This window comes from Kitasatospora sp. NPDC056138, assembly GCF_042264695.1.
GTDB lineage: Bacteria > Actinomycetota > Actinomycetes > Streptomycetales > Streptomycetaceae > Kitasatospora.
Window position 1 is genome coordinate 38,359 of the sequence record NZ_JBHJVK010000044.1, and the last position, 26,613, is coordinate 64,971.

22 protein-coding genes and 2 pseudogenes are annotated in these 26,613 nt (G+C 71.7%); 6 read left to right on the forward strand and 18 right to left on the reverse strand.

Annotation, left to right across the window (positions count from 1 at the left end):
• Positions 1-152: 152 nt before the first annotated feature.
• The 7 genes from ACFC1R_RS24775 to ACFC1R_RS24805 form a co-directional block, all read right to left on the reverse strand.
• Positions 153-737, reverse strand: coding sequence for a hypothetical protein (locus tag ACFC1R_RS24775; protein WP_375942065.1), 585 nt, complete (start codon positions 735-737; stop codon positions 153-155).
• Entirely contained in the window at positions 734-2,131 is a 1,398-nt protein-coding gene (locus ACFC1R_RS24780) for a hypothetical protein (RefSeq protein ID WP_375942067.1), read from the reverse strand. The genes ACFC1R_RS24775 and ACFC1R_RS24780 overlap by 4 nt, the downstream gene beginning before the upstream one ends.
• Entirely contained in the window at positions 2,128-2,937 is an 810-nt protein-coding gene (locus tag ACFC1R_RS24785) for an ABC transporter ATP-binding protein (protein ID WP_375942069.1), read from the reverse strand. Before ACFC1R_RS24785 ends, ACFC1R_RS24780 begins: the two co-directional genes overlap by 4 nt.
• 32 nt (positions 2,938-2,969) lie before the next feature.
• Complete coding sequence (locus tag ACFC1R_RS24790; RefSeq protein ID WP_375942071.1) at positions 2,970-3,596, reverse strand: zf-HC2 domain-containing protein; 627 nt, start codon at positions 3,594-3,596, stop codon at positions 2,970-2,972.
• Positions 3,593-4,096 (reverse strand): RNA polymerase sigma factor, encoded by a 504-nt coding sequence (locus ACFC1R_RS24795; protein WP_375942121.1) that lies wholly within the window; start codon positions 4,094-4,096, stop codon positions 3,593-3,595. The genes ACFC1R_RS24790 and ACFC1R_RS24795 overlap by 4 nt, the downstream gene beginning before the upstream one ends.
• 644 nt (positions 4,097-4,740) lie before the next feature.
• Complete coding sequence (locus tag ACFC1R_RS24800; protein WP_375942073.1) at positions 4,741-5,322, reverse strand: DUF6368 family protein; 582 nt, start codon at positions 5,320-5,322, stop codon at positions 4,741-4,743.
• Positions 5,323-5,573: 251 nt separating this feature from the next.
• Positions 5,574-5,762 (reverse strand): hypothetical protein, encoded by a 189-nt coding sequence (locus tag ACFC1R_RS24805; RefSeq protein WP_375942075.1) that lies wholly within the window; start codon positions 5,760-5,762, stop codon positions 5,574-5,576.
• Between ACFC1R_RS24805 and ACFC1R_RS24810 the strand changes: the two are divergent.
• Positions 5,755-6,051: pseudogene (locus ACFC1R_RS24810) on the forward strand (transposase); the annotation flags it as partial. The gene ACFC1R_RS24805 and the pseudogene ACFC1R_RS24810 sit on opposite strands and share 8 nt — an antisense overlap.
• Positions 6,052-6,060: 9 nt before the next feature.
• On the opposite strand, the gene ACFC1R_RS24815 reads toward ACFC1R_RS24810, so the two are convergent.
• The 3 genes from ACFC1R_RS24815 to ACFC1R_RS24825 all read right to left on the reverse strand — a co-directional run bounded on the left by ACFC1R_RS24815 (position 6,061) and on the right by ACFC1R_RS24825 (position 9,529).
• A complete protein-coding gene (locus tag ACFC1R_RS24815; protein ID WP_375942077.1) occupies positions 6,061-7,299 on the reverse strand; it encodes a multicopper oxidase family protein in 1,239 nt (412 codons plus the stop codon).
• Positions 7,300-7,915: 616 nt separating this feature from the next.
• Positions 7,916-8,620 carry a VOC family protein gene (locus ACFC1R_RS24820; protein WP_375942079.1) on the reverse strand — a complete coding sequence of 235 codons (705 nt, stop codon included), beginning with the start codon at positions 8,618-8,620 and terminating at the stop codon, positions 7,916-7,918.
• A gap of 366 nt (positions 8,621-8,986) precedes the next feature.
• Entirely contained in the window at positions 8,987-9,529 is a 543-nt protein-coding gene (locus ACFC1R_RS24825) for a hypothetical protein (protein ID WP_375942081.1), read from the reverse strand.
• Positions 9,530-10,337: 808 nt separating this feature from the next.
• On the opposite strand from ACFC1R_RS24825, the gene ACFC1R_RS24830 reads away from it, so the two are divergent.
• A complete protein-coding gene (locus ACFC1R_RS24830; protein ID WP_375942082.1) occupies positions 10,338-11,162 on the forward strand; it encodes an FAD binding domain-containing protein in 825 nt (274 codons plus the stop codon).
• The gene (locus ACFC1R_RS24835; RefSeq protein ID WP_375942084.1) at positions 11,159-13,945 is read left to right on the forward strand and encodes a molybdopterin-dependent oxidoreductase; all 2,787 of its coding nucleotides are present in this window, start codon (positions 11,159-11,161) and stop codon (positions 13,943-13,945) included. The genes ACFC1R_RS24830 and ACFC1R_RS24835 overlap by 4 nt, the downstream gene beginning before the upstream one ends.
• Before the next feature lie 123 nt (positions 13,946-14,068).
• On the opposite strand, the gene ACFC1R_RS24840 is transcribed toward ACFC1R_RS24835, so the two are convergent.
• The 3 genes and pseudogenes from ACFC1R_RS24840 to ACFC1R_RS24850 form a co-directional block, all read right to left on the reverse strand.
• Positions 14,069-15,541, reverse strand: coding sequence for an NADH-ubiquinone oxidoreductase-F iron-sulfur binding region domain-containing protein (locus ACFC1R_RS24840; protein ID WP_375942086.1), 1,473 nt, complete (start codon positions 15,539-15,541; stop codon positions 14,069-14,071).
• Positions 15,538-16,380: a hypothetical protein gene (locus ACFC1R_RS24845; protein WP_375942088.1), complete on the reverse strand. Its 843-nt coding sequence runs from the start codon at positions 16,378-16,380 to the stop codon at positions 15,538-15,540. Before ACFC1R_RS24845 ends, ACFC1R_RS24840 begins: the two co-directional genes overlap by 4 nt.
• Positions 16,381-16,727: 347 nt before the next feature.
• Positions 16,728-17,183 (reverse strand): annotated as a pseudogene (locus ACFC1R_RS24850) (NAD(P)H-dependent oxidoreductase); the annotation flags it as partial.
• A 142-nt stretch (positions 17,184-17,325) separates the two neighbouring features.
• Here ACFC1R_RS24850 and ACFC1R_RS24855 point away from each other — a divergent pair.
• Positions 17,326-18,168 (forward strand): alpha/beta fold hydrolase, encoded by an 843-nt coding sequence (locus ACFC1R_RS24855; RefSeq protein WP_375942090.1) that lies wholly within the window; start codon positions 17,326-17,328, stop codon positions 18,166-18,168.
• 64 nt (positions 18,169-18,232) lie between these two features.
• Here the strand turns inward: ACFC1R_RS24855 and ACFC1R_RS24860 are convergent, their stop codons facing one another.
• On the reverse strand, positions 18,233-18,400 hold the full coding sequence (locus tag ACFC1R_RS24860; protein WP_375942092.1) for a hypothetical protein: 168 nt from the start codon (positions 18,398-18,400) through the stop codon (positions 18,233-18,235).
• Between the two features lie 510 nt (positions 18,401-18,910).
• Here ACFC1R_RS24860 and ACFC1R_RS24865 point away from each other — a divergent pair.
• Together ACFC1R_RS24865 and ACFC1R_RS24870 are read left to right on the forward strand one after the other, a co-directional pair.
• Positions 18,911-20,050, forward strand: a complete 1,140-nt coding sequence (locus tag ACFC1R_RS24865; RefSeq protein ID WP_375942094.1) for a hypothetical protein — start codon at positions 18,911-18,913, stop codon at positions 20,048-20,050.
• A 439-nt stretch (positions 20,051-20,489) separates the two neighbouring features.
• Complete coding sequence (locus tag ACFC1R_RS24870) at positions 20,490-21,218, forward strand: SDR family oxidoreductase (protein ID WP_375942095.1); 729 nt, start codon at positions 20,490-20,492, stop codon at positions 21,216-21,218.
• 626 nt (positions 21,219-21,844) lie between these two features.
• Here ACFC1R_RS24870 and ACFC1R_RS24875 read toward each other — a convergent pair.
• From ACFC1R_RS24875 to katG, 4 genes are all read right to left on the reverse strand, one after another.
• Positions 21,845-22,330 (reverse strand): NUDIX domain-containing protein, encoded by a 486-nt coding sequence (locus ACFC1R_RS24875; RefSeq protein ID WP_375942097.1) that lies wholly within the window; start codon positions 22,328-22,330, stop codon positions 21,845-21,847.
• 179 nt (positions 22,331-22,509) lie between these two features.
• Positions 22,510-23,373 carry a C39 family peptidase gene (locus ACFC1R_RS24880; protein ID WP_375942099.1) on the reverse strand — a complete coding sequence of 288 codons (864 nt, stop codon included), beginning with the start codon at positions 23,371-23,373 and terminating at the stop codon, positions 22,510-22,512.
• 616 nt (positions 23,374-23,989) lie between these two features.
• Entirely contained in the window at positions 23,990-24,418 is a 429-nt protein-coding gene (locus ACFC1R_RS24885) for a DUF2399 domain-containing protein (RefSeq protein WP_375942101.1), read from the reverse strand.
• On the reverse strand, positions 24,376-26,607 hold the full coding sequence (katG, locus tag ACFC1R_RS24890; RefSeq protein ID WP_375942103.1) for a catalase/peroxidase HPI: 2,232 nt from the start codon (positions 26,605-26,607) through the stop codon (positions 24,376-24,378). Before katG ends, ACFC1R_RS24885 begins: the two co-directional genes overlap by 43 nt.
• Positions 26,608-26,613 lie beyond the last annotated feature (6 nt).

The following is a 26,613-nucleotide window of genomic DNA, read 5'->3' on the forward strand; positions in this document are numbered from 1 at the left end:
CAACCAGCTGGCCGCCGACTCCGCAGCTCAGCTCGCCATTTCAGGTGCGCATCCGCCCAGCGAAGTGCTCAGTCACCTTTTTCGTGGTCGCACACTGAGCGCTTCAGTTGGCGAGCTTCGCCAACTGAAGCGCTCAGCGCGGGGCGTGTTCGTTACCGTCTCGGTCCTGCTGCGGCGTAGAGCATGGTGCCGGTCACCAGCAGGGCCACCGCGGTCCAGGTGGATGCCTCCGTGCCGGGGGGAAAGGTCATCCAGCCGACCGCCTTCCCCGCGGTGTTGGGCGGCAGCGGCGGGACGAGGACGGTGAACGCGAGCCAGCCGATCGGAAGGGTCCAGGCGAGGTGCGCCCCGCACAGCACCGCCCCAAGCGCGGCCAGGCCGACCAGGCCCGCGCTGTCCCGGACGACGACCTCGGTGGGGGCGAACTTCGGCCCCATCGCCTGGACCGCCAGCAGCGCCGCACCGGCGACCGCGCCGATCAGCAGCGTGTGCGCCGCCCGGCGAGGCGCCCACCGGATCGCGGCCGTCCGGTCCAGTGCGAGATCCTGCCCGCCGAGCCCGACGGAGCCGGCCGCCACGCTCGCGGCGAGCACGAAGAAGGCGATCGGATTGATCGCATCCACCGCATCCGTGCCGTCGCCCCGGTTGAAGGCCCACACTGCCAGTGCGATGAGCGTGACCGCGGCGGCCGAGGTGGGCGCCTGTCGTGACCGCGCGTACAGCATCAGCCACCTCATCGCGACGCCATCCCCGCCAGCACCGAAAGCTCGTTGTACCCCGTGCAGGAGAGGGCGGCGGCATGCACCTCGGCGATCCGCGACCGCTGCTCGGCCGGTGACAGCGCCATCAGCCGCTGCCAGGCGGTGTCGGCGTCCGCCCATGTGCGCTGCGAGTACGCGTAGGAGTCCGGCCTCCGCAGCGGTTCGAACTGGTGATCGCCTAGGGCCCAGCTCGCGGCGATGCTCTGTACGGGGATGTCGACCTGCCCCCCGCCCTCCCAAGTGGTGCGCGCTGCGCAGTTCGGTGCCAGGCCCTGGGCGACCAGGAGACGGGTCAGTTCCGCCCCCGTCGCATGGGCGATCAGCGGGTCGTCGAAGTCGACCAGCACCGCGTCGCCGGAGAGTTGGCGTTCGTCGCCGAGCGCGCGCAGCTCGGTGTCCTCCCGCACCGAGTTCGGCGCCTTGTCGCCCAGGGCGTCGTGCAGCACGCGCAGCGCGTCCTTGCCACGCGGCGCGAGTTCGGGCAGGTGTGAGCGGTTCGCCTGCGTCACGCACACCGGTCCGTCGCAGACCAGGGTGGCGGCGGCCTTGTCGATGACGTAGGTGTCGCGCGCAGCGGCCGGGAGGATCAGCAGGGCCAGGGCCGCGCCGGCCAGGACGGGGGCCACCGCGAGCAGTCGGGCCCGGCGGGTGGCGGCCGACAGCAGTGCGAAGCCGGTGGCGAGCATGCCGAGCAGCCAGAGCGTCTGGCCAAGGTGCACGGAGCCGGACAGGGTCAGCAGCATCTCCCGCGGCTCCGCGGTCACCGGGAACAGCAGGGCGAGCCGGTTCGGCGCGCTGCTCGACGGCAGTGCCCCCTCATTGCTCTCCCGCAGGAGGAGGGCCGTCAGCAAGAGGAGCACCGTCAGGGCCGGCGGGGTGAGCACGGAGGGCACGGCCCGCGCGACGCCCATGCCGAACACGGCCCCCGCGACGAGGGACAGCGCCGCCACCAGCGAGATCGGCAGCCAGCCGAGACTCGTGTAGGCGGTGGCGCCGAGGGCCACCTGGACTCCACCCACCAGGACGAGGAGGCCGAAGCCGGACGCCAGCACGAGTGCCGTCGCGCCGGCCGGCAGCGCCGCACGGCGCCAGGCCGGCAGCGGCGTGGTCGTCAGCAGTTCGGCCATCAGCGAGCGGGAGTCGCGCAGCCCGTACACCGCCCCCAGGCCCACCACGAGCGGCCACCAGAAGCCCAGCAGGTAGCGGGTCCACAGGGCCATGGAGGTCCACTGGGCCGTCCACCCCGCAGTGCCCTTCCACCAGAGCCCGTCGATCAGTAGGAGGACCGCCAGGCTGCCGCCCAGGACGACGACGCCGGGCCACGGGGCTACGGAGCGCTTCAGCTCGATGCGCAGGACACGCCCGTTCACCAGGTGCCTCCCTGCCGGCCGGAGTTGCGGAGCAGCGCCGAGTAGCCGCGTTCCAGGGGGCTGTCGCCCGGGTGCTCGGGGCCGCCCGCCGCGGCCAGGTCGTCCGGCGTGCCCTGGAAGACGAGGCGGCCGTCGGCGAAGAGCACCACGTCGGAGCAGGCGGCCGCGACGTCCTCGACCAGGTGGGTGGAGACGACCACGCAGGTGTCGCGGCCCAGTTCCTGCAGCAGCTCGCGGAAGCGCAGTCGCTGCGCCGGGTCCAGGCCGGCCGTCGGCTCGTCCAGCAGCAGGACCGCAGGGTCGTTGACGATGGCCTGGGCGATGCCGGCCCGCCGCACCATGCCGCCGGACAGGGTCTTCATCTGGTGGTCGGCGCGGTCCGCCAGGCCGACCCGTTCCACGGCCCGCTGGACGGCCGCGGGGACGTCCGCCTTCGGAACCTCCTTCAACCAGGCCATGTACTCGACGAACTCGCGCACCGTGAAGCGCTTGTAGTAGCCGAACTCCTGCGGCAGGTAGCCGATTTGGCGGCGCAGGGCCCGCAGGTCGCCCAGCGCGCTCATGGAGGTGCCGAGCATCTCCAGTTCGCCCTCGGTGGGGCGCAGCACGGTCGCCAGCGCCCGGATCAGGGTGGTCTTCCCGGCCCCGTTGGGCCCGAGGAGGCCGTGGGCGCCGATGCCCAGGGACAGGTCGAGCCCGTCGACGGCCGTCTTCTTCCGTCCGACGCGCACTCTCAGGCCCTCGGCCCGGATCTCCCAGGCGTAGGTCTTCGGCGCGGTGTCAGCCGCGCTCGTCACGGGTGTCATGCGGTGGTCCCTTTCAAGGGTCGAGGAAGGCTTCACAACGTCGAGTACGCGTTCCTGCGGGCGATCACGCCTGCGGTTCCGAGCGCGAGGAGCAGCCCCCACACGGGCAGCCGGTCCGGCTGCAGGAGGAGTTGCAGGGCGAGGGGGACGTGGCCGACGGCCCACGCGGGGACCACGCCGACGACGCCCCACGCGGCCGCCAGCCCGGTGGCGGCACGACTCACGCCGACCACGCTGCCGAGCGCCAGGGCTGTTGCGGTGAAGGCCAGAGAGGGCAGCAGCCACTGCGCGGCCGTCATGGTCCCGGTCAGCCACCCACCCAGCAGGAGCCCGGGCAGCGCCGTCAAGGTGACGACGCCGGTCATGGCCAGCCACGGGGCCATCACCGGCGTCATCCAGGCCGACAGCCACCTCGGGCGCCGTCGCAGTGAGGAAGCCCTGACGGCCGCGTCCAGCTGCGGTTCCAGACCGGCCCGGACGGTGTCGAGGAGCGCGGCGATGTCCGGCGCCCCGGTGGACACGGAGCCCGCCAGGAGGCTCCGGCACGGCGCGCACGTCTCCAGATGGGCCTCCAGCGCCCAGAGCGTGTCCGCGGCCATCGTCGCGTCACCCCGTGCGTAGTCGTCGATCAACCGCCTCGACGCGTGTTCCCCGCTCATGCCAGCGCCTCCCTCATCGCGATCCGGGCCCGGCGGGCACGGGTCTTGACCGTGCCTTCGGGCAGTCTGAGCAGGACGACGGTCTCCCGGACGGACAGCCCGTCGAGCACCGCGGCCTGCAGTACCGCTCGGAGTTCCGGCGCCAGTCGCCCCAGGGCGTCGCCGACGTCGCCGCCGACCGTCCCGGCGAGCGCCTTCTCCTCCGCCGCGGGCACCACCGCCCGCTCGGCGGCGGCCACCGGCGGTTCGGCGTGGCGGGCACGGCGCCGGAACGCATCGACCAGGCGGCGCGCCGCGATCGTCCACAGCCACCCGACGGCCATCCCACCGACCGCACTCCCGGCGAACGCGCCGGCCGCGCGCCACACCGCCAGATAGGTCTCCTGCATGACGTCGGCGACGATCTGCTCGTCCGCGCAGCGGCGGCGCAACCGCACCGCCAGCCACGGCGACGTGCGCCGGTACAACTCCTCGAACGCCCCGCGGTCACCTCTGGCCACCGGCCGGACGAGGCGCTCCTCGTCCAACTCGTCCAGTGCTCTCCTGCGTGATCTCACACCAGCCAGACGCCCGATGCTGCGCACAGGTTCTGCGCCTGCCGTGACCTGCATCACAGTGTCACGCGCGGAGGATTTCGATCCCCGTGAAACCCGGTCGCCGGTTTCGATCCGGCTCGTGGTGAACCCTGGCGCCTCGCGGTGCTTCACCCTCCTCGGTGCAGCCCTGACCGAGTACGCCGACTGACTCGCAGTTGTGCCGGGACGCGCTGATTGGCACCGAACAACGCCGACGACCTGGTGCTCCATGTTGAGCGGGACAGGCTTGTTGGCACCGACGGGACGCGGTTCTTGTCACCACCGGCCCCATGGACAGCGCCCCTGCCACCGGGTCCGGGACGCCGGCCTGCGGCAATCGTCCGTGCGGACGCACGCTGTCGCACGCGGTACCAGAAGCCGTGTCCAGGTGCCAACCAGCGTGTCCTGGCACAGCAGTTGTGACCCAGCACGCTACTTGTCGCTGACAGTGCTACTTGACGTGCGACTCTCTCGCCAGGTCAGCACGGCAACTGTCGGTGAATCAGCGAGGTATCTGACGGCTGATGATCGTTCAGCAAGCAAGCTGTCGGCAACTCCGAGCCGAGGCGCTACTTGATCAAGTGGAAATCGGGGTGCTGCAGCCAGGCCTGCAGGCATTCCACGTCGCCGACATGCCGAAGCCACCGCCCTCCGCCTCCGGTGTCACAGGAAACCTCCGTGAGCCTTCCCGGGAGGGCCGACGCCAGTACCCTCGCCCGGGCCAGCACCGCCTCGTTCCCCGTGTCGTCGCCTGCGGCGGGGTGGCTGCTCAGGAGGCCGTCGAAGTCGACCAGCGCATCGAGACGGCGGGCGAGAGCGAGCGCCAGGTGGCCGAGCAGCACGTGGTTCACCGAGCCCGAGCAGCCGGCACCGACTACCAGTCCCTGTACCGGTGGCTGCGAGAAAGCTGAGTAGTCCTCGTCCTCGGCAGGCATCTCCTCGTCCTCTGACAAGAAGAACACGCCGACGTCGGCAGGATCGAAGGCCCGCAGGCCCAGGGCCGAACCGTCTCGCACCCAGAAATCCACGTCGCCGCTGGCCTTGGTCTCCACCGGGTCGCAGAAGGTCTCCAACCACGGGACCGCATCGGCCAGGATGTCCGCGAACCCGCGGGGTTCGAAGAGCCACAGTCCAACTGCCGGTCCCGACATGCCGCCCCCAGAGCCTCGTGGCCCAAGTGCCACCGGACCCGGTTCTACCAGGACCTGGCGACGGGCGCCGGATCATTTTGGGTCATAGCCCGCCCTGGACGACAGATGTCGTGCTGACACGACAGTTAGCCTGCTGAGTCACAGCAGTCGCAATCGATGCCGAAGGTCCAGCCCGCCAACTAAAGCACTCACTCGCCAACCGAAGCGCTCAGTCACATTTTCTCAGCGACGCAGGGGCCGCCGGGAGGTGGTCACAGCTCGATGTCTATCCATTCGACGTCGTTCACCTCGGCGTCGAGGCCGCGGGCACGGGTGCCGTTGTGCCGGAAGTAGTGCTCGCCGAGGGCGTCGGCGAGGATCGCTTCCTGCTCGGCCTGGCTGGCTTCGGCGTCGATGGCCTCGTACAGGCGCCGGGCGACATCGCCGGGCAGGCTCATCATCGCCGCCCACACCCAGCTCCGCCTGGCCCGGCCCTTCGCCGAAGACCTCCGCCGCCCCTGGAGCGCGCCATCGTTCCCCGGCGCCTCACCCCCGCCCGAGTGCGGCGGGGGTTTCGCAACATCCGCGCGACAACGGCCGGCCCGCCCGGCAGCCGCACCGAAACCCTCCCGACCAGGCCCGGGACGGCCCGCAGGCGCGAAGAGCAAGCACCGGGCCAGACGCCACAACGTCGGCAAGACGGTCAAACGCGCCGAATCGATCAAGGAACACAAGGCGCAGCGGGGATAAACGCCAAGCTCAGTGTTTCCGCGCCTTCGAGGCACCGGGGACGATGTCGAGGACGCCCATCATGCCCTTGTCCTCGTGGTTGAGGAGGTGGCAGTGGAAGACGGTCCTGCCGGTGAGGTCGGCGAAGCGGATCCGCAGGACGGCGCTTCCCCTGGCCGGGACGTTGATGGTCTCGTACCAGCTGTGACCGGGCTCCGCGGGAGTGCCGTTGACGCTCATCAGCTGGAAGTGGTTGGTGTGCAGGTGGAAGGAGTGCTCCTCGCCGGTGTTGTTGACGATGTTCCACTCCTCGACGGTGTTCAGTCCTGAGGTGATGTCCACCCGGTTCGGGTCGAACTGCTTGCCGTTGATGTAGAACTCGGTGCCCGCGGCGTTCTCCGTGTAGACGATGTCGTGGCGCGCGGCGATGTCGGCGTGGCTGAGATCCTCGTTCGGCGCGAAGCGCTCGGGCAGTCGGGCCGGACGCACCGGCGTGCCCCCGCTGACCACGGTCGCCAGGTTCACCTGTGGGAACTGGTTCCCGGCCGGTCCGGTGTCGTAGGCGAGCGTCTGCAACTGGGTGCTGCCGGGCGCACCGCCCTGCACCAGCACGTCGAACCGCGCGCCGGCGGGGATGACCAGGGAATCCGCCGAGTGGACCCGCTTCACGGGGTAGCCGTCCTGCGCGATCACGTGGAACTTCACGCCCGGCAGGTTGAGCTTGTAGTAGATGTTGGCGCCGATGTTGGCCAGCCGCCACAGTTGGGTCTCTCCCGGCCGGATGCTGATGACCGGGTTCTGCTGGCCGTTGACGGTGCGGTTGGTGGACGCTCCGATGCTCAGGTTCTCGGTCTTGATCGAGTCGCCCTCGACCTGGTCGTCCTTGAGCGCGATGACCCGTTCCCTGATGTGGCGCAGCGAGCGGGGCAGGTACTGCTCCAGCCCGTCGACGACGATGACGCCCGACTCGCCGCCCGCCACCTGCGGGGCGGAGCGCATGTCGGCGTGGGAGTGGTACCAGTAGGTCCCCGGTGTGACGTTGCGCGGGATCCGGTAGGAGTAGTGGTAGGTCTCGCCCGGCTTGATGGCGATGAAGATGTCGTCGGACGGGCTCTTGGGCGACACGTGGAGCCCGTGGACGTGGACGTTGGTGTTCTCGCTCACCTGGTTCGTCATGGCCAGCTCCACCCGGTCGCCCGGCCGGATCCGCAGGGTGGGCGGCATGTAGAGGCCGTTGTAGGTCAGCGCGTACAGCTCGCGATCACCCACCGCCACCTTCCGCCTCTCGACGACGATCCGCGCTCTCAGCACACCGTTGTGGCTCACCAACTCCGGCGGTTCCCGCAGCGGTTGGCCGGTACCGGCACGCGGTGCCGCCGGTCGGCGCGGTGCGTCTGCGGACGGCGGTGCCGGTGGCCGTTCCGATCGTGCGGCCGCCTGGGACGGGCCGGCTCCGTCGGGTACGGACACCGTGGTGAGTGTCAGGCCGGCGGCGAGCCAGACCGAGGAAGGGCGAGGCCACATGTGACTGCCTCCATCAGAGCCGCGGATCGGTGACGGCAAGGGGCCGGTCGCCGCTCCCGGAGCGGGTCGGACCCGGAACTCCGGGCGAATCGATCACAGAACGGATCGTGCCTTCGATACCACCCTGAACGACCGCTCATCGCATGCCGGAACGGCCATCCGGTCTACGAGCCGGTCCCTGCTGGTCGCCGCATCCCGTTCCAGGGCGCGGGCGTGGTCGGGAACGCCTCGCCGGCCAGGTACCGACCGCCGGAGTCGATCGCAGCGTCCTGGTGGAGGCGGGTGCGGGTGCCGATGCCGCAGAACCGCCGGTCCGACGACCGCCACGGCCGTCCTCAACGAGCGGCTGTGGCCGGCACGTTCAGAGTGTGCTCTCGCCGTCCCGGCCCTGCCAGGTGGTCACGCAGGCCTCGTTTCCCTCGATGTCCGCGAGTACCCAGAAGGCCGGCGCGCGCATCGCGGACACCAGCCGGCCACCGGCAGCCAGCGCGGCCTCCACCCGCCGGGGTGCCTCGTCATGCGGAACGCAGACATCGAAGTGGATGCGATTGCGTTCCGTGCGCACCCGGTCCATCTGCTGGAACCAGATCGCCGGGCCCTGTCCGACCAGGTCGACGAGCGGATCCTCGGGAGCGTCGGCGCCCGCCTCATCGGCGTAACCCAGCACGGCCTTCCAGAACGGCCGGATCGCCGCGATGTCGAGTGCGTCGATCGCGATCTCCAGGAGTTGGACCGATCGTGGCGCCTCCACGCTGATCTCGGGCTCCGTCCGCAACCCGGCCTCGCGCACGACGCCGGAGATCCGACGCGCGAGGTCGACATCGCGCGTGGTCACCGCGGCACGGTCGAGCGACTGGAGAGTCAGGACGACCCGCCCGGGTCTCAGATCAACCCGAAGGTGCTGATCGGCGAAGTCACCGCACACCCCCACCACGCTCGTCGCCATCTCGACTCCCTGGGCCAGCGACCCGACCGGTACCGACGTCCGTACCGTGCCCAACAGGAAACGCCATCCCAGGTCGCTGACCGCGCCCGAGGCTTCCCGCCCACTCAGCGTCTGCTCCATGGCGACATCCTCGCAGCACCCACCGTCGACGCCGCACCAGATCGAGCATCTGGTACGAACCCCGGTCACGCGTTTCAGAGCACGCTCGGCAAGGTCGTCATGAGCGTCTGGGGTGCCTACGGCCTGCTGGGGATCCTGTTGCTCGGCAAGCGCTCTCAGCAGAAGAGCAGTTGACTGCCCCCTGGCGCGGTGGGGGTGGCGTTCGCGACCCTGTTCAGTCGTGTCCGGGTCGCCAGCCATGCCCCGTGACGGCTTGACGCCGCCTCTTCTCGTGCTGGTGCGGCACGTTGCACACCGCAGGCGGAGATCGGTGACGAGGTGTGCCGGCCCCGGGGAGAAGAACCGGGGCCGGCACGCGGAGGGCTGTCACACGGGGGTACCCGGGACCAGGGCGAACCCCGAGCCGCAGGCAGCCGCCAGGTTCGACGCGTTGAACGGCGTCGCGGTGATGTCGCACACGGCCCGGTAGATGGAGCCCTCGTCGGTCTGCACGTTGAGGAAGAGCTTGTTGGGGATGTTCGCACCGCTCTCGGTGGCGGACAGGTCGGTTTCGGTCACGCACCTCGGGGCGCCGGGGATGACGTCGACGTCCACCCATACTCCCGGGTTCCGGCTGTCGTTGAGGAAGGCTCCGCCTCTGCCGTCCGTCGCCAGGCGGAACTCGGTGTCCGAGAAATCTCCGTAGTCCACGACGTCGGCGCTGAAGGCACGCTCTTCCCGGTGACAGTGCCTGCTGCCCCCGTTGCCGCCCTTGGGGTCCGCCGAGGTGCCGGGGCGGAGTCCGGAAGTGGCGGCGCCGGCCCGAATCATGGTGTCCGTGCTGCTCTGGGCGACCGCGGGCGAGGCGAGGAGAACCCCGGCGACCACCGCCCCGGTCACTGCGGACAGGCCTCTGAAGCCGTACTTCATTCGTGTGTCCCTTTTCTCTGGAGGTGTGCGATGCCGGCCCGGCAGTCTCCGAGTGAGTTCTCCGACCGGTTCCCCGTCGGTGCGATCCCACCGTGGGTCGGGATGCGGCCCTTCCGCCGGGCGCAGGCTGCGTATTCGACCGAAATTGATGATCCCGATGGCCGGTGCATGGCACGTCACGCCATGCCGGAGCCGTCGCTCCCCGGGAGCACGGCGCTGCCCCCGAACGGAGCAAGCGATCCTTGCAGGTGCACAGGGCGCAACGGCGGCAGCGGTGTTGCGGGTCCGGTGACCTCGCCGGGTCCGGTGACCTCGCCGGGTCCGGTGACCTCGGGCAGGTCCCTGTGGTGTCCGGATCATGAGCGGAAACGCGAAAGTGCCTTCTGCACTGGGAAGATGAGGCTTGCCGAAGGCCCCTGCCAGCCAGTTCGACCCGTGTCCGTCGCACGCTGTCCGCTTCCGGCCGGCCTGACGAACCCTTGGACAGCCGACCGGAGGGCCGACCGAAAGGCAGTCCGGGCAGGAGCGACCCGCGACGCCGGGGCAGGCGTAACCCGCGACGCCGGGCAGGAGCGGACGTCGTCGCGCCAGGCGTGGCCGCAGCCGCCCACCTGGAAGCCGCATCCAGCCCGCGCAGGCAAGGAGGGTTCGACGGGCTTCACCGCAGGTGCAGGTCATCAGCATCCCGGCTCGCGCATTGGATGATCACCCCACCGGCAGGCGGGAGACTGGTGCACCAACCCACTCGTTCCGGTCGGTCCGCGTTGCTTCAATCCTCGTATCGAGCTGTCGAGGACGGTGGTGTGTCGTGGATCTGAACACGGTGGTGGAGGTGCGTGACGCGCGGCGTCGCGACACGTGGCGGCCCGGTGACGCCTGGCTGGGCGGCGGGACGTACCTGTTCTCCGAACCCCAGCCCCACATCCGCCGGCTGATCGACCTGAGCCGGATGGGCTGGCAGCCACTGCAGGTGACCGCGGCCGGGGATCTGGAGATCGCCGCGACCTGCACGATCGCCCAGCTGTCCCGGTTCGCGCGGAGTGCGGACTGGACGGCGGCGCCGCTGTTCGAGCAGTGCTGCCGGGCCTTCCTCGCCTCGTGGAAGATCTGGAACACGGCAACCGTCGGCGGCAACCTGTGCAACGGCCTGCCCGCCGGCCCGATGATCTCCCTCACCGCGGCCCTCGACGGCGTCTGTCGCCTCCAGGCCCCCTCGGGCGTGGTACGCAGGGTGCCGGTCAAGGACTTCGTCGTCGGCGCCGGTGTCAAGGACCTGCGACCCGGCGAGCTGCTGCGCTCGATCGCCCTGCCGGCTCGCGCGCTGGCGACCCGGACCGCCTTCCGGCAGGCGTCGCTGTACGGACTGGGCCGCTCCGCTGCGCTGGTGATCGGCACGCACGATCCGGTCGACGGCGAACTGGCCATCACCGTGACCGCCTCGACGGTGCGGCCCGTCCAGCTGCGGTTCGCGGTGCCGCCGAACGCGGCGGCGGTCAAGGAGGCGGTCGAGTACGCCGTCCGACCGGACGAGTACTTCGACGACATCCACGGACTCCCCGCCTGGCGGCGGCACATGACGTTCCGCTTCGCCGAGGAGATCCGCCGCGAACTGACCGAGGGGGCCGGACGATGAGCTTCTCGATCCGCGTCAACGACGAGGACTTCGACGCCGAGCCCCGTCCGGGCCAGTGCCTGCGCACCTACCTGCGCGACCGCGGCTGGTTCGGGGTGAAGAAGGGCTGCGACGCCGGGGACTGCGGTGCCTGCACCGTGCACGTCGACGGCGAACCCGTGCACAGCTGCCTCTACCCGGCGGTCCGCGCCGGGGGCCGCGCGGTGACCACCGTCGAGGGCCTTGCCAGGGACGGCGAACTCCACCCGATGCAGCAGAGGTTCCTGGACGCGCAGGGCTTCCAGTGCGGCTTCTGCACGGCCGGCTTCCTGATGACCTCATCGGCCCTGGACGAGGAGCAACTCGCCGACCTGCCGAGGTCCCTGAAGGGCAACCTGTGCCGCTGCACCGGCTACCGCGCCATCGAGGACGCCATCCGCGGGGTCAGGCACACCGAGGAGCCGTGCGCCGGGCAGGCCGTCGGCCGCAGCCCGGGCGCACCGGCCGGACCGCAGGTCGTCACCGGCACCGCCCGCTACACCTTCGACATCGAGGTCGACGGCCTGCTGCACATGAAGCTGCTGCGCTCCCCCCACCCGCACGCCCGGATCGTCTCCATCGACACCTCCGCCGCCCTGCGCGTGGCCGGCGTCCACGCCGTGTTCACCCACCACGACGCTCCGGACAGGCTGTACTCCTCCGCCCGGCACGAGCACCCCACCGAGGACCCGGACGACACCCGCGTGCTGGACGACGTCGTCCGCTTCGTCGGCCAGCGGGTCGCGGCGGTGGTCGCGGACAGTGAGGGCGCCGCCGAGGAGGGCTGCCGACGGGTCGTCGTCGAGTACGAGCAACTCCCGTACGTCATCGACCCGGAGCTGGCGATGTTGCCCGGCGCACCGGTGATCCACCCGAAGGGGCCGGAGTCGCGCATCGCCCGCGCCGGGAACAACGTCTGCGGCGAGGTGCACGGCGAGCTGGGCAGCGTCGAGGAGGGCTTCGCCGAGGCCGACGCCGTGTACGAGGAGACCTTCCGGACCCAGCGGGTGCAGCACGCCAGCCTGGAGACGCACGGCTGCGTCGCCTACTTCGAGAAGACCCTCGGGGAGGACGGCAGCGAGACCGGCGAGGAGCGGATCGTCGTCCGCTCCAGCACCCAGGTGCCGTTCCTGACCCGGCGCGCGCTCTGCGATCTGTACGACCTGCCGATGGAACGGGTCAGGGTGGTCGCGGGCCGGGTCGGCGGCGGGTTCGGCGGCAAGCAGGAGATGCTCACCGAGGACATCGTCGTACTCGCCGCCCTCAGACTGCACCGGCCGGTCAAGCTGGAGTTCACCCGCCCCGAGCAGTTCTACGGCGCCACCACCCGGCACCCGTTCAGGATCACGGTGAAGATCGGTGCCAGGAGCGACGGCACCCTGACCGCGCTCCAGTTCCGGGTGGTCGCCAACACCGGCGCGTACGGCAACCACGGCCCCGCGGTGATGTTCCACAGCGTCGGCGAGTCGATGGGCGTGTACCGGGCGCCGAACAAGAAGGTGAACGCGTACTCCGTGTACACCAACTGCGTTCCCGCCGGGGCCTTCCGCGGCTACGGGCTCGGCCAGGTCACCTTCGCCCTGGAATCGGCGATGGACGAGCTGGCCCGCCGGCTCGGCATCGATCCGCTGGTCCTCCGCGAGCGGAACATCATCGGCCCCGGCGAGCACATGGAGGGCCCCCTGGGCGAGGAGGAGGACCTGCACATCGCCAGCTACGGCCTCGACCAGTGCCTCCAGGTGGTGCGCAAGGCCCTCGCCGAGGACCGCAGCGCCGAACTGGCGCCCGAGGGCTGGCTGGTCGGGCAGGGCTTCGCCATGGCGGCCATCGCCACCGGGCCGCCCGGCGGCCACTTCGCGGACGCCACGGTCAAGCTGCTGGAGGACGGCACGTACGACATCGCCGTCGGCACCGCGGAGTTCGGCAACGGCACCACCACCGTGCACAAGCAGATCACCGCCGGCGCGCTCGGCACCACGGTGGACCGCATCGCCGTCCGGCAGTCCGACACCGACGTCGTCAGGCACGACACCGGCGCCTTCGGCTCCGCGGGCACCGTGGTGGCGGGCAAGGCCGTGATGAAGGCCGCCAACGCGCTTGCCGAGCAGATCCTCTCCTTCACCGCCGAGTACGCCCGCACACCGCGCAGCCTGCTGCGGCTCACCGCCGACGCGGTCGAGTGCGAGGGGCGGCCGGTGGCCCTCAAGGAGATCTTCGCGGCCGCGCACGGCAAGGGAGTCGAGCTCACGGCCGACGGGCACTGGGGCGGCTCGCCGCGCTCGGTGGCCTTCAACTCGCAGTGGTTCAGGGTCGCCGTCGACCCGGACAGCGGCGAGACCAGGATCCTGCGCAGCGTCCACGGGGCCGACGCCGGCAAGGTCATGAACCCCCTGCAGTGCCGCGGCCAGGTCGAGGGCGGCGTCGCCCAGGCCCTCGGCGCGACCCTCTTCGAACAGGTCCTCGTGAACGAACGCGGCGAGGTCACCACCGCCGCCTTCCGCCGCTACCGGCTGCCCGCGTACGCCGACGTACCGCGCACCGAGGTCCACTTCTCCGAGACCTCCGACGCCATCGGACCACTGGGCGCCAAGTCGATGAGCGAGAGCCCGTTCAACCCCGTTCCGCCCGCGTTCGCCAACGCGCTGCGCGACGCCACCGGGATCCGCTTCACCGAGGCACCCTTCCTGCGCGACAGGATCTGGCAGGCCCTCCACGAGCAGCGCGGAGCCGGGGCAGCCGGCACAGCCGAGCGGCGCCGGCGGTGAGCCGGCTCCGGCTCGGGCGCACCGGGACGACGAGCCGCGCGTTCGCCCTCGGCCACCGGGCGACCCCGGCACGCCGGCCGGCGTGGTGGTGACCGGCGGCGAGGACGGCGCGGTCTGCGAACGTCAGCCGCCCGGGCGCATCCGCAGGGCGAGCGCGGGGCACTGGTTCACGGCGCGCCGGGCGCCGTGTTCCTGCCAGCGGGCGACGGGCACGGAGGACGACGACGGGTAGCCGTGCGGGCCGAGGCGGACCAGACCGGGGGCCAGTACGGCGCACAGGCCGTGGCCGGAGCAGCGCGACCAGTCCACTTCCAGCCGCGCGCCCTCCGCTCGCGGAAGCGGCAGCACACCGCGCACCGGCCGTCCGCAGCCGGGGCCCGACAGGTGGGCGTCGACGTCCGGGGCGAACACGTCGAGCGCGCTCAGCACGAAGCGTGCGGTGCCGTCGGGGTGCGAGCAGGCACCGCCGCCCTTCGCCGCGCCGAGGGCGCTTCGGGCCTGCTCCAGCGCCGACGGCTGGCCGGCGGCCAGTGCGGCGAACGCCTCGGCCGCGTCGGGCAGCCCGCGCTTGCAGGGCCCGCACTGCCCGGCCGACTCGGCCGCCAGCCAGGCGGCGACCAGTGCCACCTCGCCGAGCGCGCAGGTGTCGGCGGGGAGCACGGCGATCGCGCCGGCTCCGAGCGTGCCGCCGAGCGCGGCCAGACCGGCGCGCGAGAGCTGCGCACCGGCGGCGTCCACCGGGTGCAGCCAGGTTCCGTGGTAGCCGCCCACCAGGACGCCGTCGCCCGGCGGGATCGCGCAGGCGTCCAGTACCGGGCCCAGTCGGGTGCCGGCCGGGACCTCGACCACGAGCGGCCCCGTCCCCACCCGGTTGACCGTGAGCAGCACCGTGCCGGGCTCGGCGGCGGTGCCGACGGCGGCGTACGCCTCCGGGCCCAGCTGGGCGGCGACGGCGAGCTGCGCCCAGGTCTCGGCGTTGGACAGCAGCGTCGGCCGCTGCCGTACCCCTCCCGCTCCGCCGTCGGCCGCACGGGCCTTCACCGCCGGGGGCAGCGCCGGCTGACCGTTGACGCCGCGGATCAGGGCCCCGGACTCGCCGGAGACGAACCGCTCGGGCAGGCACACCGTCCGGGCCGGGCAGGGCAGGTCGCGCTCGGCCAGGGCGGCCGGCACCGAGATCTCACCGGGGCTCCCCGCCGCGACGCCGATCACGATCTCCTCGGCCCCGAAGGCCACGGCGGCGAGGCAGGCACCGTCCAGGACGAGGTGCGGCGCGCGGGCGAGCAGCATCGCGTCCTTGGCGCTCGGCGGCTCCCCCTCCGCGCCGTTCACCACGATGACCGGGCGCGCCCCGCTCCGGTCGGCGCCGGCCAGGGTGGCCCTGGCCTTGCGGGCGAAGGGGAAACCGGCGCCGCCGCGACCGCGCAGGTCGACGTCCTCGGCCAGCTCCAGCAGGTTCGCCCTGGTCCGGTCGGCGAGCGGCGGGTGGACGCGGCTGTGCGCGGCGAGGTCCAGCCGCTGGTGACGGTCCAGTCCTGCCGTCAGCCGGGCCGACCCCAGCCAGCGGACCTCCGGCAGCTCCAGTGCGGCGCTCACCGGCCGCCCCCCGGCTCGGCCACCCGCAGTGGCCTGGGGACCTGGGGTGCCGTGGGGCCGGGCTGCCGGGACTGCCTGCCGCCGGTCTGCGAGCCGCGCGGTGCGGTGCTGGTCGCCGAAGACGGGTCGGCCCAGGCGATCGGACGGGTTCCCCAGGGCCGTACGGACGGTGTGGAGAGGGCTGCGAGCGCGGCCGGGCGCTGGGCGGCGGGCCGGTAGGCCTTCGAGCCGCGCCGGTGCCGGGCCGTGGCCGTCCGGCGGCCGACCGCGCCGAGGGCGCGGACCAGCAGTGCGAGAGCGACCGCGGCCGCGCACAGGCCGTACCCCCAGAGCACCCAGGCGTGCGCCTGCCGCCCGGCGGTCAGCCCGTGGGCCAGCGCGATCGGCCAGCAGGCGTACGCGGTCGCGTGCAGCACCCGCCACAGCCACGGGCGGCGACTGCCCGCGAAGCGCCCCCGGATCGCGCCGGTGGCGGCAGCCAGCACCAGCAGGTCGGCGGCGACGGTGCCCAGCGTCACCGCGAACGCCGCGCCCCCGGTGAAGGGCAGCACCGCGGTCTGCGCGGCGGCGTGCCGCTCGGCGACCTTCACCGCGACGTGGACGGTCAGGAAGCCGAGCGCCGCCACGGCGGTGGCCCGGTGCACCGACTGGGTCGCCACGCGCGACCGGGGCGTCAGCACCAGGCGGTCGGTGGCGGCGAGCCCGCACACGACCGCGGCGGTCAGCGAGAGCAGGGTGAGGACACCGGCGAAGTAGTCCAGGAACGCCATGACACGGTCGGCTACGGTGGCCACCGCGCCGACGACCGCCGTCCCGGCGAGTGGGATGAAACCGGACATGGGCACCTGTCTTCCGTGCGTGCGGGACGCCTCCTGGTGCCGCAGGAGCCCGCAGCACCATCGAAAGGAAGCCCTGCTCGTGCACCCGCATCGAGGGAGCCCGCCCTCCGGTGTGGGGCCGGCGGAGCGGTATGACCAGCTCATTGTCAGCAGTTCCCGACCCGTGACAACCGTGCCCGGATACGACACCCGGCCGTAGCAGGGCCCCGGTGCGAGCGCCCCCGCGGCCACCGGAGCAGCACGAACGCACCTACGCCGTTCGGTAGTAGACACCGGGCGGACCGTGACCGGCCTCACACTCCGCGCCGGGCTGCCGCACGCACCCGTCCCGTCCGGCGCCGGCGCGCTCAGCCGCGCACGTGCAGCCCGAAACCCGTGCGGCCCGCGGGCTCCAGTCCCCCCTTCAGGTGCAGCGAGGGGATCTCGTAGTCACCGAAGTTCTGCCGCCGGAACGCGATCGGCTCGGTCGACTCCAGGGTGAGCAGGCGCTGCTCCCAGGCCCTGGCGACGTCCGGGTAGTCCTCGCCGGTCATCCGGTCGGTGCCGTACAGCACGAACGGCGGCAGCACCTCGATGCCCGGGTAGTAGAGGATGCCGTGGTGGATCGGGAACAGCAGATCGTCGATGGGGCCGTTGATCCCGCGAGCGGCGTAGTGCGACTCCGGGCCGCCGGCGGTCACCGACAGCAGAGCCCTCCGGCCCGCAAGGGTGCCTTCGCCGAAGCGCTCGCCGTACCTGGTGTCGCTGTGCTCGCCGACGCCGTACGCGAAGCGGTAGGTGAACACCCGGTCGACCGCACCGCGCTGGGCCCACTCCGCTCCGCCCCGGACCCAGCCCCTGCACCGAGGCGCGCCCAAGTCGCCCTTGCCGCGCCCCTCCGGCACGGATGCGGCGCGGAGGGTAAACCGGTTGTCGCTTCCACCTGGTGATCACCATGATGGCGCCATGCCGACGTTCACCGCTCCCGACGGAACCGAGCTCGTCCACCGTCTCGTGGGTGAGGGCGAGCCACTGCTCGTCCTTCCCGGTGGGCCCATGCGCGCCTCCGCCTACCTCGGCGACCTCGGCGGCCTGTCGAGGCACCGCCTGCTGGTCGTGCTCGACCTCCGGGGCACCGGCACCTCCGGGATCCCCGCCGACCCGGCGACGTACCGCTGCGACCGGCAGGTCGACGACGTCGAAGCCCTCCGCGACCACCTCGGGCTGGACCGGGTCGACGTCCTCGCGCACTCCGCCGCCGGCGATCTCGCGATCCTCTACGCCGCCCGCCACCCGCAGCGCGTCCGGACCCTGACGCTGGTCACCGCCCGCGCCCGCGCCCTCGGGGTCGACTTCACCGCAGAGCACCGCCGGGAGGCGGCCGCCCTGCGCGCGGGCGAGCCGTGGTTCGGGGCCGCGCGCGACGCCTACGAAGCCGTCCTGGCCGGCACCGCCACCGACGCCGAGTGGGACGCCATCGACCCGTTCTTCTACGGTCGTTGGGACGCGGCCGCGCAGGCGCACGCCGCGTCCGGCTCCGAACAGACCAACTTCGAGGCCGGCGAGGTCTACGCGAGCGAAGGCGCCTTCGCTCCTCCCCTGGCCCGGGCCGCCGTCGCCGAGTTGGACGCCCGGGTCCTGCTGCTCGCCGGCGAGCTGGACGGCGGTCCGCTTCCGCGCGTCGCCGCCACCGTCGCCGGACTGTTCCCCCGGGCCGAGCTGATCGTCCAGCCGGGCGCCGGCCACTACCCGTGGCTCGACGACCCGCTCGCCTTCAGCCGGACCGTCGCGACCTTCCTGCGGGGCTGACAGGCGACCGCCGGGGCCGGCTGCGAGGGCCCGGTCCGGCGCGCCGGCGGTGGCCGCTCGGCACTCACCAGCGCTCCACGCCCCTGCCCGGTTGCCGACGGGGCGCCGCTTCCTCGACCGGCGCGGAGGGCGTCACGTTGAGCACGGCGGCCCCCTCGCCCGCCTCGCGCAGCGTCAGCGGGAGGTCCGGATGGGGACTGATCACGAGCTGCCTGGCGGTCGGTGCCATCATGTGCTCCTTCTGAACGGTGGCACGGAAAAAGCCTTGCAGGACAAGCGGGTTGACGCCGGCTCGGTCCTGCCGGCCGTGAAGGGCGACCGGTCGAGCATGCCCTGCGAGGCGTCGGAGCGGAAGAAACGGGCGGGAGGTCGACGGGCTCGACAGCCCGGCCCAGGTGAACCGGCAGGCCGGCCTCGGGCCGGAGCGGCCTCAGTTGTCGTCCGGCGCAGGCGCGCCCGACTCCGACCTGCACCCCGGCGGGTCGGCTCGCCCGCAGCGTTCCCGGGCAGGCCGGCACGTCCGCCCGCGGTGCTGCCCGAGATTGTCGGGAGCCCAACGGCCGAAGCGGCCGGCACGGGCGCCGGGGTCGTGACGCGGTGTGATCAACCTATGGCGGATGCTGCCGAGCGCACGGGGGCCGCCCGAACCTAACGTGGCGTCCTGGGGGGCAACTCTGCGCCATTCTCGCGGGCCAGGGCGCCCTGTCCGGCGGCGCCGGCCCCATCCTTCAGGAGGCAGTACATGAGGTTTCGGGCATGTTCGAGCGCACTGGCTGCGGCAACGCTGGCCGTCGGTCTCACGGCCACCGCGACCCCGGCCGGGGCCACTGACACCGGAGGCAGCCGTGAGCCGTTCCTGAACCGCCTGAACACGGTGTCGTTCGTCGCGTCCACGGTCCCGGCCAACGGTGACCAGAACCCGTACGGCACGTTCGTGATCCAGAAGAGCGTCGGCGATCTGCACCGGGGCAACGTCCTGGTCAGCAACTTCAACAACTCGGTGCCACCGAGCGGCCAGCAGGGCCTGGGTACCACCCTGGTCCAGATCAGCCCGAACGGGGCGATGACCACGTTCGCCACAATCGACCCGAACAACCTGCCGGGACCGTGCCCGGGCGGGGTCGGACTGACCACCGCGCTCACGGTCCTTCCCGGCGGCTGGGTCGTGGTCGGCAGCCTGCCCACCACGGACGGCACCTCGGACACCGCCCAGGCCGGCTGCCTGCTGGTCCTCGACAGTCACGGCACGGTACGCGAGACGATCTCGGGTGACGGCATCAACGGCCCGTGGGACATGACCGCCGTCAGCCACGACGGCAAGAGCGAACTGTTCGTGACCAACGTGCTGAACGGCACGGTCGCCGGCGGCGGCAACGAGGTCGACAAGGGGACGGTGCTGCGGATCACCCTGTGCGACGAGGGCGACAAGCCGCCGCGCCGGGTGGCCACCACCGTGATCGGCTCCGGCTTCCCCGAGCGCACCGACCCGGCGGCCCTGGTGGTCGGCCCGACCGGCGTCGCCCTCGACCATGAGGGAACGCTCTTCGTCGCGGACACCGTCCGGAGCCGGATCACGGCCATCCCCCGTGCGCTGACCCGGAAGAACAGCGACGGCATCGGGCGCGTCATCAGCTCGGGCAAGAATCTGAACGGACCGCTCGGCATGGCTCTCGCACCTGGCGGCGACATCCTGACGGTCAACGGCGGGGACGGCAACATCGTGGAGACCACGCCCAAGGGCGACCAGGTGGCGGTCAAGCAGATCAACTCCAGTGGCAGCCCGGCGGGCGCGGGTGCACTCTTCGGCCTCGCGGTGGACCTGGACCGCGACGCGGTCTTCTTCGTCAACGACGCGGACAACGAACTCGACGTCCTGCACTGAGCAGCTCAGGAGCAGGCGAGCGGCACACGGCCTTCTGCTGCGGTCCTCCCTCCACGGGTGTACTTCGCGGGCCTTCTCCTGTGGGCCTTCTCCTGCGAGACGAACGCGGTGCGTCGAGCCGCGCGGACAGGGGAAGTTCGAGGCCGCCCGGCCCGTCGTGGCGGCGGACGAGCGCGGCAGCAACCCCACTGCGGGCGCCGCCTGACACGGAGCGGACAGCAGAAGCGGCGACCCACCCCACAGGTAGGCCGCCGCTTCGTCCTCCCGGGTCCGACGGCACCGTGCAGCGGTCGGGCTCCCGGGCGCCGGCGGCACCCCGGACGCACTCGTCCCCGGACACGGACCACTGCGTGAGGTCCACCGCCACCACGGCAGGTGACACGCCCACACGAGGGCTCATATGCCATATTCCGGACAAACTCGCGACGAAAGGCATGACATGAAGTTCGCAGTCATCGGCGGTACCGGGCTGATCGGGTCACAGGTCGTCAAGAACCTGAACGCCGCCGGGCACCAGGCGGTACCGCACTCGCACTCCACCGGGGTCGACGTCATCAGCGGCCGGGGACTGCCCGAGGCGGTGGCGGGAGCCGACGTCGTCGTCAACCTGACGAACTCCCCGACCTTCGACGAAGCCTCCCCCGCCTTCTTCCAGACCTCGATGGACAACCTTCTGGCGGCAGCCCTGAAGGGCGGCGTCGGCCACTTCGTCATCCTCTCGATCGTCGGTGCGGACCAGGTGCCGGAGCTGGACTACTACCGGGCCAAGGTCCTCCAGGAGAACATCCTCGCGGCCGGGCCGATCCCCTACTCGATCGTCCGGGCAACGCAGTTCATGGATTTCATGGACGCCGTCCTGTCCTGGACCTCCGACGGCGACACCGTCCGGTTGCCCGCCACGCCGATCCAGCCGATCGCCTCCAAGGACGTGGCCGCCGCGGTGGCCGAGGTCGCAGCGGGAACTCCGCTGAACGGCATTCGCAACATCGCCGGCCCCGAGATCTTCCCCCTGGACGAGCTGGGCCGGATCACCCTGTCCCACAAGGGCGACAACCGTACCGTCGTCACCGACCCCACCGCCGGCATGTTCGCCGCCGTCAGGGGCGACGTCCTCACCGACAAGGACGCTCACCTCTCCCCCACCCGCTACGCCGACTGGCTCTCCTGAGCCCAGCACGCCCCCGGTCCATCGAACGGCTCGTGCCGCGTTCCGGGCCGTCGTCGCGAAGGCCCTCCCTCCGGGTGCGGTGCGCGGGCCCCAGGAACCGTTCTCGTGCCGGTGACCGGACCTGTCGGCCCTGCCGGCCCTGTCGGCCCTGCCGGTCCAAGGGCCAAGGGCCAAGGGCCAAGGGCCGGGGCCCGGGGGCCGGGGGCCTCCGTGCCATCGAGCGGCGCGAGGACGTTGCCTGGGTCCGGGCGCAACTGCACCCGAAGACGACGGAGATGGCGGAACTCGCCGGGGAGGCCGTCGCCATCTGCACCACGGCGGACGAGAGCGTCCGTGCCGCGTGGATCGAGGGGTTCGAGGCCAGCGGTGTGATCCCGGAGCTGGTGGACGTCTACCGTGACATTCCGGAGGTGCCACACGGTGCGGCCGTGTGGTCCGTGGTGCGGGACTGGGCTCGACGGCGACGGTGCTGGTCACAGCCGCTCGTTGACGGGTGCGACCAGCACCGTCGCCTCATGACGGACGGCGAGTCCGTCGTACCGAAGGCCACGGCCACCCGGGTCCACAGTCGGTGGTCCAGGCGTGGGTGTCGGCCCGCTCCGGGGCGTCGATGATCGCTCGTCCCCTCACACCGCCGGAACCTCGACAGCCCTGAACCAGGCCTCCGGCTCGTTCTTCAGCGCCAGGTCGATCCTCTCCCGCATCCGGGCCGCCATCGCCGGCAGCGCGTCCACGGGGAACCAGGCCACCTCCAGCGACTCGTCGTCGTTCACGCGCGCCTCACCGGACACCGGCCGACAGCGGAACACGAGCTCCAGGTACTGGGCCTGATCGCCGTTCTTGTGCGTGACCACGCCCGAGACGGTCACCGCCGCCAGTCGCTCCGGAACCACCCACACACCGGTCTCCTCGTACACCTCCCGCACGACGCCGGCGGCAGGCTCCTCCCCGGGATCCAGGATCCCGCTCAGCAGGGACCATTCCAGGGTCTCGGCACTCCTCTGGAGCAACACCCCCTCCGGGCCGACCACCACGGCATTGATCCCGGGGATCTGGAGGACGACCTCGCTACCGACCTTGGCGCGCAGCGCGGCAATGTGATCAGGAATCATGACCTGAAGGGTAACCGTGAACACGTGAGCACCTCTCGGTGGTGTCGGCGGGCTCGTCCGGCGTCGCCCGTCAGGCGCTCGAGGGTGGTTGAGGGTGGTTGGCCTGACGGGCGACCGGACGGTGCCGGTGCCTGCCGTGGTGGACGCCCGGCCCCGCAACAACTACGCCGCGACGGGCGTCACTCGACGATGACCGCCATGTTCCCGTAGGTCGCGTACCCCGCGTCGAAGGTGGCATCGCTCATCCAAGACTGCCCTCGGGCCGGGTCGTTGACCAGGACCTGCCCGTCGCCGACCGCGGCGACGACCACGCTGTGCTCGGACGGCCCGGCGTAGGGCACCTGCCGGCCGTCGTAGGCGGTGTACGAGCTCGCCGCCAGGGAGCGCCAGTTGTAGTCGACCCAGACGACCGCCGGATGCCCCGCGGACACCTCCGCGCGCAACCGGTCGGGGGAAATCCCCTGTCCCGCCGCGTCCAAGGACAGACCGTAGGACTGCGCGGCCTGGGCGACGGGCGGGTAGTACACCCCGAAGCCGGTGCCGGCCGCCTCCGAACCGTCGGCGTCCCCCACGAAGGCCCGGAACGGATCCCCGGCCTGCGGACCGGAGACTCCTGCCTGGTAGTGCACCAGGTCCGTCCCGATCCGCGCGAGCACGTCCTGGTCCCCGACCAGCACGCCCCGCGCGGCCAGCACCATGCGCAGGGCCGCAGCCTCGCAGTCGTTGCCCAGCTGCTGCTGGTACTGGGGAACGTCGGAGGAAGCGGTGTCCGAGCGCGCCGCGCCGCCCGTCATGACAGCACTCGCCAGGACGACGGCCAGGGCCGTCGCCAGCCTGCTGCGCCTGCTTCCCAGCAGCCGCGCGAGCACGGAGCGCGCACCCTGATCCGACCGGGCCGGCGAAGGCACGGCCGGGGAAGGCAGGGTCGAGGAGGGCACGGCCGCGTCGTCCGGCGTCGGTGCCTGCGGGAGCGGTCGGTGCGAGCCCGGCTCCGGGTGCCGCAGGCGCCGCGTGCGCTGTCGGGTGTTCCTGTCGCTTTCCATGACGCCTCTCCTTCTCCGACCGGGGGTTGCGGGCGTCGGTGGCTCTGGCTGCGATCTCGTGTCGGCGATGTCGCGTCCGCGATGTCGCGTCCGCCATGTCGTGTCCGCCATGTCGTGTCCGCGATGTCGCGGCCTTGCGTCGCGGGGGAACCGGTCCGAGCGAAACGGCCCGCCGGGTGGACCGGCTGGTCATTCCGACAGTCCGGAGCCGGAACCGAGTTGTCGGTACGGAAATTCCAGGAGGGATCGGGGGTCGGGACCGTGCAGCCGGTCATGTGGCACACGGACCGTGTCGCCGGTCACTCGTGCCCGGCTGCCGTCCGCGCACCGCTGTCGGATGTCCTGTAGCCCATTTTGGCCAATGTTCCGTGATCGGGCATCCGCAGTGGGGTACCACCGCCGCCGCAGGAGTACGAGATCAGCGCGCCCGCGAAGGGCATCCGAACGGACTCGCGCCGCACAGCGGCGCTGGTAGCCGTGAAGTGCCCCACCAGGTCGGAGACACTCCAGTACCCGATCGAGCCATCGACGGAAACCACTGGCGACAACTCCGGCGCTCGTCGAACACCCTGTCATCTCCCCCTGACGCGGCTCGCGCTCTCGAACTCCCCCTCCGTCAAGCCGAGTCCTGCCGTCCACGTCCCCGTGGGCGGCCTGCCGAGTCGTCCAGGTCGGGCCGGCCTGAGGTGCAGTCAACCGCCGGACAGTGCGGGCCGAAGCGCCCAACGGCGAGGGCGAGCACGCCGGGATTCTCGCTGACGTGCACCGGCTGTGCGGACCGGCCGAGTTGGCCGGGTAGCGCAGTCGGGCGAGGGTGGGACTGACGGGGTGTCCGGCTGCGGCACCGATCCGTGGGATCCGGGCGGCCGGACCGTCGCCGCCAGGGTGGGGGCCAGCAGCGAGCACGGTGGTGGGGAGTTCGTGGTCGGCGAGGCCGGCCCGGCTCCGGAGCGCACGCCGGACGTCCAGGCCGGCCGGCGCGGGCCGACCTGGACGTCACGATCAGACCAGGTCGAACCGGTCGAGGTTCATCACCTTGGTCCACGCCGCGACGAAATCGTTCACGAACTTCTCCTTCGCGTCATCGCTCGCGTAGACCTCCGCGAGCGCGCGCAGCTCGGAGTTGGACCCGAAAACGAGGTCGACACGGCTGCCGGTCCACTTGACCTCGCCCGTGGCCGCGTCGCGACCCTCGAACGTGTTCGCGTCCTCGGACGTCGCCTCCCACGTCGTGCCCATGTCGAGCAGGTTGACGAAGAAGTCGTTGGTCAGCGAACCGGGGGTCGCGGTGAAGACGCCGAGCGGCGACTGCTGGTGGTTCGCGCCCAGGACTCGCAGGCCACCGACGAGGACCGTCAGCTCGGGGGCGCTCAGCGTCAGCAGGTTCGCCCGGTCGATCAGCAGGTACTCGGCCGACAGGCGGTTGCCCTTCCCGAGGTAGTTCCGGAACCCGTCGGCCTTCGGCTCGAGCGCGGCGAACGACTCCACGTCGGTCTGCTCCTGCGACGCGTCCACGCGACCCGGCGTGAAGGGGACCTCGACGTCGAAGCCGGCGTCCTTGGCGGCCCGCTCGACGGCGGCGGCGCCGGCGAGCACGATCAGGTCGGCGAGCGAGACCTGCGTGCCACCGCTCCGGGCCTCGTTGAAGGCCTCCTGGATCCCCGTCAGGGTGCGCAGCACCGTCGCCAGCTGGTCGGGTTCGTTGACCTCCCACCCGCTCTGCGGCTGCAGCCGGATGCGTGCGCCGTTGGCACCGCCGCGCTTGTCGCTGCCGCGGAAGGAGGAGGCCGACGCCCACGCGGCGGACACGAGCTGGGACACCGACAGGTCCGAGGCGAGGATCCGGCTCTTGAGGTGGGCGATGTCCTCGGCGTCGACGAGCCGGTGCGTCACCGCGGGCAGCGGGTCCTGCCACAGCAGCGGCTCGGTCGGGACCTCCGGGCCGAGGTAGCGCACGACCGGGCCCATGTCGCGGTGGGTCAGCTTGAACCAGGCGCGGGCGAAGGCGTCGGCGAACTCGGCCGGGTTCTCGTGGAAGTGCCGGGAGATCCGCTCGTAGACCGGATCGGTCCTGAGCGAGAGGTCGGTCGTCAGCATGGTCGGGGCGTGGCTCTTGGAAGCGTCGTGGGCGTCGGGCACGGTACCGGCCCCGGCCCCGTCCTTCGGTCGCCACTGGTTGGCACCGGCGGGGCTCTTGAACAGCTCCCACTCGTAGCCGAACAGGGTGTCGAAGAAGCTGTTGTCCCACGTGATCGGGGTGCTCGTCCAGATGCCCTCGAGACCGCTGGTGATCGCGTCGCCACCCTTGCCGGTGCCGAAGGAGTTCTTCCAGCCGAGGCCCTGCTGCTCCATCGGGGCGGCCTCGGGGTCGGGGCCGACGCTCTCCGCCGGTCCCGCGCCGTGGGTCTTGCCGAAGGTGTGGCCTCCTGCGATCAGGGCGACCGTCTCCTCGTCGTTCATCGCCATCCGGCGGAACGTCTCGCGGATGTCGCGGGCCGCGGCGATCGGGTCCGGGTTGCCGTTCGGGCCCTCGGGGTTGACGTAGATGAGCCCCATCTGGACCGCGCCGAAGGGGTCCTCCAGCTCCCGGTCGCCGCTGTAGCGCTCGTCGCCGAGCCAGGTGGTCTCGGGACCCCAGTAGACGTCCTCGTCGGGCTCCCAGACGTCCGCACGGCCGCCGCCGAAGCCGAAGGTCTTGAAGCCCATCGACTCCAGGGCGACGTTGCCGGCGAGGATCATCAGGTCGGCCCACGAGAGGCTCCGGCCGTACTGCTTCTTGACCGGCCACAGCAGGCGGCGGGCCTTGTCCAGGCTCACGTTGTCCGGCCAGCTGTTGATGGGGGCGAAGCGCTGCTGGCCGGCCCCGCCGCCGCCGCGGCCGTCGCTGATCCGGTAGGTGCCCGAGCTGTGCCATGCCATCCGGATGATGAGCGGGCCGTAGTGGCCGAAGTCCGCGGGCCACCAGTCGTGCGAGGTGGTCAGCGCCTCCGCGATGTCCCGCTTCACCGTCGGGAGGTCGAGGGTCTTGAATGCCTCGGCGTAGTCGAACTCCTCGCCGAGGGGGTTGGCCACGGCCGGGTTCTTGGCGAGGATCTTCAGGTTGAGCCGTTCGGGCCACCACTGGCGGTTTCCGCCGCCCTGGGTCGGGTGCGGGGCGCGCTCGTGCGCGACCGGGCAGCCGCCTCCGCCCTCGGTCTTGGCGTCTACGACGATTGCGTCATGGTTCTCAGACATGGGAAT